Genomic DNA, 6,459 nt, shown 5'->3' on the forward strand with positions numbered 1-6,459 from the left:
CAGCAGCACGCCCGGCAGCGGCCCGCTCGCCGGGGCGCCCCGGACGCTGGCCGGCGGCTCCGGGCTCGCCGCGCTGCTCACCGACCCGCGGCATGCCCTGATCGCGCTCGACTACGACGGCACCCTCTCACCCATCGTCAGCCGTCCCTCCGACGCCGTTCCCGCGCCCGGTGCGCTGCGCGCCCTGGCCCGGCTGGCCGAACGGGTCGGATCGATCACCATCATCACCGGCCGCCCGGTCGAGGCCCTGCTCTCGCTCGCCCGGTTCACCGACGAGCCGGGGCTGCACTCGCTGTCCATCCTCGGCCAGTACGGGCTCCAGCGCTGGGACGCCGCCACCGGAACGATCACCAGCCCCGAACCGTTGCCCGGGGTGGCCGCGGTCCGGGCCGCACTGCCCAGGCTCCTGCAGGACGCGCCCGCCGGGACCGTCGTGGAGGACAAGGGGCACGCCCTGGTCGTCCACGTCCGCCGCACCGCCGACCCGGACGCGTCACTGGCCTCGCTCACGCCCGCGCTGACCGTCCTGGCCAGGGACAACGGGCTGGATGCCGCACCTGGCAAACGGGTGCTGGAGCTACGCCCGCCCGGCCACGACAAGGGCCGGGCGCTGCGCGACCACGTGGCCGGGCTGGGCGTCCGCTCCGTGCTGTTCGCCGGCGACGACCTCGGTGACCTGCCGGCCTTCGACACGGTCGACGAGCTGCGGGCCGCCGGTATCCCCGGGCTGACCGTGTGCAGCGACGGCCCGGAGGTCCCCCGGGCACTGCGGGAGCGGGCCGATCTCGTCGTCCCCGGCCCGGAGGGAGTGGTGGCGCTACTGCTCCTGCTCGCCGCCCGCCTGGCCTAGAGCACCGATCGCGTAACCGTACGTATCCTCGCAAACGGCGGCGCACGTCGATGAGCGCCGATCATGGCCTACACCGGGGTCGTGGACGGGATTCGCACTGCCTGGCCGGCCTGGAACGCCCGCCCGGGACGCCGGCCGTCCCCGGCGGGGTGGGGTGGGGTCACTCCAGCAGCGCGTCGAGCTGGTCGCGGAACCACTTGCGCGGGGGGAGCCTGCCTGCGACGGCGGCGAGCCGGGCGCACCGGTCGCGGCGCTCGTCAGCGGCCATCAGCAGCGCGGTGTGCAGCGCCCGGGCGGTCGCGCTCACGTCGAACGGGTTGACCACCAGCGCGTCGTCGGCCATCTCCACGCACGCCCCGGCCTCGCGGGAGAGCACCAGGGCCGCCCCGGGCCGGGAGAGCACCGCGCCCTCCTTCGCGACCAGGTTCATGCCGTCCCTGATCGGGTTCACCACCAGCACCTCGGCCAGCGACAACGCCGCCAGTGACCGTGGGTAGTCATCGTTGACCTCCAGCCGGACGGGCAGCCAGGTCGCGGTCGCGAACTCGTCCTCGATCTCCGCCACGATCCGCTGCACGGCGGCCGTGTACTCGCGGTATTCGGGAAGGTCGTGGCGGGACGGATAGGCGCACACGATGTGCACCACCCGCCCCTGCCACTGCGGATAGTCGCGCAGCAGCTCCCGGTAGGCGTCCAGACCGCGGACGATGTTCTTCGACAGTTCGGTCCGGTCCACCCGCACGATCACCCGCCGGCCCGCGGCGATCTCGCGCATCTCGGCGGCGCGGGCGGCCACGTCCTGCCTGGACGCGCGTCTGAGCAGCCAGTCACCGTCGACCCCGAGCGGATGGACCCCGATCCGGACGGCGCGGCCGCGGTAGCGCAGCCACGGCCCGCCCGCCCCGTCGCGGCCCACACCGTCACGGCCCACACCGTCACGGCCCACACCGTCGCGATCAGCCTCAGCCTCAGCCCCGGTCCCGGTCCCGACGCCGGCCACGAGCTCGACGTCGGCGGGGAGCACCGCCCTGGCACACCGGCGGAACGCCTCCGCCCACTCCGGAGCGAGGAAGCCGAGCCGGTCGGCACCGAGCATGCCCTGGACGACCGCGCGGGCGACGTCGTCCGGCAGCATGCGGAAGTACTCCGGTGGCGCCCACGGTGTGTGACTGAAATGAGCGATCCGCAGGTCCGGGCGCAGCCTGCGCAGTTGCGCCGGCACCAGCGTCAGGTGGTAGTCCTGGATCAGGACGGCCGCGCCCGGCGCCGCCTCCCGGGCCAGCGCCTCGGCGAACATCGTGTTGTAGATCTCGTACGCCTGCCAGTCGCGCTGGAAGGCCGCGCCGAAGGAGGGCTGGGACGCCGACGCGTAGAGCAGGTGCAGGACGAACCACAACGTACGGTTGGCGACCGCGTTGTACGCCCGGTCGAAGACGACCCTGTCCACGTCGAGCATGTGGACGGCCGTGCCGCCGGTGTCATGGCCGGCAAGATCCAGACGGCCGTCCGGCGCCGACCGGGTGGCCCGCCGGTCCGCCTCGCTGATCGCCGCGCACACCCAGACCAGCCCACCACCGGCCCTGTCGCGCCCACCGGCCGGGCCGGTCCCGTCAGCCCCGCCGGCCGAGCCGGTCCCGTCAGCCTCGTCCGTCCCGCCGAGCCCACTGGCCGGCCCGGCGTCATCGCTGGCGACCGCGTGCAGGCCGCTGACCAGCCCACCGCCGCCACGGCGCACGACGAGCGACCCGTCGTCACCCGTCGTGAACGCCACCGGGCCGCGATTGGACGCGACAAGCACCCGGGCGGTCCCTCCAGCGGCCACGGGACGCGGCGTTTCATCGACCGACCGGGCATGACGCACCCTGCGAAGGGTAGTGCCTCGGCAGCGGCCGCACCGCAATCGTCACCGGCCCCCTGCCCACAGCTCCCCTGGCACCCATGACACGGGAGCTCTGGGCACCCCTGACACGGTGGTGCGGAACGGGGCCCAGCCCGCTCCGGCCCGGCGGATCAGCAGGCCGTGCGCCTGACGGCACCCTGACCGAGCGAGAGCTGTCCGTGGATCGTCCGGCTGACGTCACACCGTCCTGGCGCGTTCCGGCAGCCCGCGGATCAGACGGCGGCGGGCCGCGGCGTGGGCAGGACCGAGCGCACCGCGCTCACCCACCCGGCACCGAGGGTGCCGTCCTCCACGACGACGTTGCCGTAGCCGGGCAGCAGATCGACGAGGTCCGCATGGTGCAGCGCGTTCGCGACCAGGTGCATGCGGCCGACGTGGCCGGCCATGACCAGGTCGCTGGCGGAGTCCCCGATCGCGATCGCCTGCTCCGGGCGCAGCCCCCGGCGGGCCAGGTCGAAGGCCACCGCGGCTCCCTTGCTGACCCCGTCGGGCACCAGGTGGTAGACGTGCGGGACATCGTCCAGATCGGGCATGGTGGCCCGCGCGATGATGCCGTTGTCGCGCATGGTCAACCATGCGTAGCCTTCCGCGGCAAGCCACGCGTCGGCCTCGGCCACGTCGATGTTGCCCCGCAGCATGATGTCGATCTCACGGCCGCGGATCCAGGAGTGATGCGCCTCCAGGCGTCCCGGATACCGGGCGACCAGCGCCGTGACCAGCTCCTCGGGTATCCGGTCGAACGTCTCGGGCATGGCTCCGCGCAGGATCTGGCTGCTACGCCCGTGGTCCCAGCCGACGATGGCGCCGAGTTCGGCGATGAAGCCGTCCGCCCCGAAGATCGAGGCGGCCTCGGTGAGCTGAGGCCGGGTCCGCCCGCTGACCAGGACCAGCGCGATGCCGGCCCGGTGCAGGTCGATCAGGGCGTGCGCCGGGTCCAGGGTGACGGAGTGGTCCTCGCTGCGGAAGAAGCATCCGCGCGGCCCCACCATGGTCCCGTCGAGATCGGTATAGACGACCCGGACACTCATCGGTGCTGTCCTCCTGTTCACGCTGTTCGCGCTGTTCGTGGCGTCCACTCTGTTCGTGGCGTCCAGGCTGCTCATGGCGGGTGGGCGTTCGTGGCGGGGTGTTCGTGACATGTGGGACGGGGGCGCGGCGCGGGCGTTCCGTGGGGCCGTGCCGTGCCGTGCCACGGCGCCGGGGCTGTCACCTGGTGGGGCCGCCCGTCCGGGATGATCTGCCTGTCCGGGGTGATCCGGGCCCTGCCCGTGGCGGCCCGCCCGGCGCGGCGGGGCCCGGTCAGTCAGCCGCTTTCCACCGGGCCGTGGTACAGCCGGGCGTAGCGGGCGGCGTACTCCGGAATAGTGATCATAGGTGGCCGCTCCCGCACCACCACCTGATGGGTGCGCGGCTCCAGCCCGCTGTCACCGCGCCCGAACTGGGTCAGCGTCCCGCCGAGGGAGCCGGCGTGGACACCCAGCCTGCTCCACGCCGCGTGGATGATCTCCGCGGCCATCCGTCCAAGGGCCTCGTCGGACTGGTGGCGGTGGACCTTGCGGCCGACCTCGACCTGGGCGAGGGCGTCCACTCCCAGCAGCGAGAGCACGTCCACGACCTGGGCGAACTCGATGCCGTAGCCGGAGACGAACGGCAGCTGTTCGAGCAGGGCCCGCCGGCCGGCGAACTCACCGGCCAGCGGCTGCACCAGCCCGGCGAGCTGCGGCCAGTGCAGGTTGAGCAGGGGACGCGCGACGAGTTCGGTGACCCGGCCGCCACCGCCGGGCAGCAGCCCCCCGGCCAGCGGCCGGTCGTAGGACGCCTTGACGTAGGAGACCGCGCACTCGGTCAGCAGCGGCCCGAGCAGCCCGGTGACCAGGCTCGCGTCGAAGTCCTCCAGATCGGCGTCGACGAAGACCACGATGTCCCCGGACGTGGCGTACAGGGACTTCCACAGGGCCTCGCCCTTGCCGGCGACCCGTCCGTAGCCGGTGAGGATGCGCTCCTCGGCGAACACCGCCGCGCCCGCGGCGGCCGCCTCGGAGGCGGTCGCGTCCACCGACCCCGGATCGATGACGACGATCTCGTCGACGAGAGGCACCGCGGCCATAAGATCGCGGCGGACCGCCGAGACGATCGCGCCGACGGTGGCCGCCTCGTTCAACGCGGGCAGCACCACGCTGATCGGCCCTGCCTTACGGGCCAGTAGTTCCCCTGGTGAGAAGTCCCGCCCGTAGTACGTCCTATGCTCGAACCAACGGTATACGTCAGACCGCACACGGACTACAGTACGGACTGACAACCGCATACGGCTCATCCAGAGGGGCAGAGGGACCGGCCCAGTGAAGCCCCGGCAACCACCCGCATCAGTGCGTGGCAGGTGCTAATTCCGTCCTGAGACGCATCCGGCTCTCGGGAAAGATGAGGAGTTTCACAGATGACAGTCGCTCCCGAGCGCCTCGCAACGATCAGCCCGGACGTCGTCAATCCCGCGGTTGCCCTGTCATGTCGCCACTGCGGCGCCACCTATCCGCTCTCCCCGACGCATGTCTGTATCGAGTGCTTCGCCCCGCTGGAGATTGCCTACGACGACTCCGTGCTACGCCGGGTCACCCGGGCGTCCATCGAGGCCGGCCCCGCCAGCCTGTGGCGCTATGTCGGGCTGCTGCCCGCCGGCCACGACCCCGCGCGCCGGGTGTCGCTCGGCGCGGGCTGGACGCCGCTGCGCCCGGCCCCCCGCCTCGCCGCCGAGCTCGGGATGCGGACACTGTGGGTCAAGGACGACACCGCGAACCCCACCCACTCGTTCAAGGACAGGGTCGTGTCGGTGGCGCTGTCGGCCGCGCGCGAGCACGGGTACACCACGGTCGCCTGCGCGTCCACCGGCAACCTGGCCCAGTCGGTGGCAGCGCACGCCGCGTCCGCCGGGCTACGTTCGGTTGTGCTGATCCCGCATGATCTGGAGGACGGCAAGACCGTGTCGACCGCCGTCTACGGCGGCACGCTGGTCGCGATCGAGGGCAACTACGACGACGTCAACCGTCTGTGCAGCGAGCTCTCCGGCGAGTACGAATGGGCGTTCGTCAACGTCAACGTGCGGCCGTTCTACGCCGAGGGCTCCAAGACACTCGGCTACGAGGTCGCCGAACAGCTCGGCTGGCGGCTGCCGGAGCAGGTCGTGGTACCGATCGCGTCCGGGTCGCTGCTGACGAAGATCGACAAGGCGTTCGGTGAGCTCGGCCGGCTCGGCCTGGTGGAGCCGACCCCGCACCGGGTCTTCGGCGCGCAGGCGCAGGGCTGCAACCCGGTCGCGGCGGCCTTCGCCCGCGGGGCGGACACGGTCGCACCGGTGAAGCCGTCCACCATCGCCAAGTCGCTGTCGATCGGCAGCCCGGCGGACGGCCCGTACGCCCTCGACGTGGCCCGTCGCACCGGCGGCGCGATCACCGACGTCACCGACCCCGAGATCGTCGAGGGAATCCGCCTGCTGGCCCGGACGGAGGGTATCTTCGGCGAGACCGCCGGCGGCGTCACCGTCGCCTGCCTGCGGCGGCTGCTGCGCGAGGGCCTGCTCGACCCCGACGCGGAGACCGTCATCTTCAACACCGGCGACGGTCTGAAGACCCTCGACCCGCTGATCCCGACAGGCCGGCCGACCGCGACCATCCGCCCGTCCCTGGCCGCCTTCGAAGCCGCCGGCCTCGGCGACTGA

Annotated in this window: 5 protein-coding genes and 1 riboswitch; of the genes, 2 read left to right on the forward strand and 3 right to left on the reverse strand. The window is 72.6% G+C overall.

The window, feature by feature from the left end; all coding sequences use genetic code 11:
• Nucleotides 1-850, forward strand: an 850-nt coding sequence (gene otsB / locus AC5LSR_RS19550; RefSeq protein ID WP_445548763.1) for a trehalose-phosphatase, incomplete at its 5' end; no start/stop codon positions are given.
• A 160-nt stretch (nt 851-1,010) separates the two neighbouring features.
• On the opposite strand, the gene AC5LSR_RS19555 is transcribed toward otsB, so the two are convergent.
• The 3 genes from AC5LSR_RS19555 to AC5LSR_RS19565 form a co-directional block, all read right to left on the reverse strand.
• Nucleotides 1,011-2,648: an alpha,alpha-trehalose-phosphate synthase (UDP-forming) gene (locus AC5LSR_RS19555; RefSeq protein ID WP_493468787.1), complete on the reverse strand. Its 1,638-nt coding sequence runs from the start codon at nt 2,646-2,648 to the stop codon at nt 1,011-1,013.
• A gap of 314 nt (nt 2,649-2,962) precedes the next feature.
• Nucleotides 2,963-3,778, reverse strand: a complete 816-nt coding sequence (locus AC5LSR_RS19560; protein ID WP_493468785.1) for an HAD family hydrolase — start codon at nt 3,776-3,778, stop codon at nt 2,963-2,965.
• 275 nt (nt 3,779-4,053) lie between these two features.
• On the reverse strand, nt 4,054-5,025 hold the full coding sequence (locus AC5LSR_RS19565) for a glucosyl-3-phosphoglycerate synthase (protein ID WP_250292972.1): 972 nt from the start codon (nt 5,023-5,025) through the stop codon (nt 4,054-4,056).
• Between the two features lie 32 nt (nt 5,026-5,057).
• Nucleotides 5,058-5,175: riboswitch (SAM riboswitch) on the forward strand.
• Nucleotides 5,176-5,184: 9 nt separating this feature from the next.
• On the opposite strand from AC5LSR_RS19565, the gene thrC reads away from it, so the two are divergent.
• Complete coding sequence (gene thrC / locus AC5LSR_RS19570; RefSeq protein WP_493468786.1) at nt 5,185-6,459, forward strand: threonine synthase; 1,275 nt, start codon at nt 5,185-5,187, stop codon at nt 6,457-6,459.

The organism is Protofrankia sp. CiP1_Cm_nod4 (genome assembly GCF_982290645.1).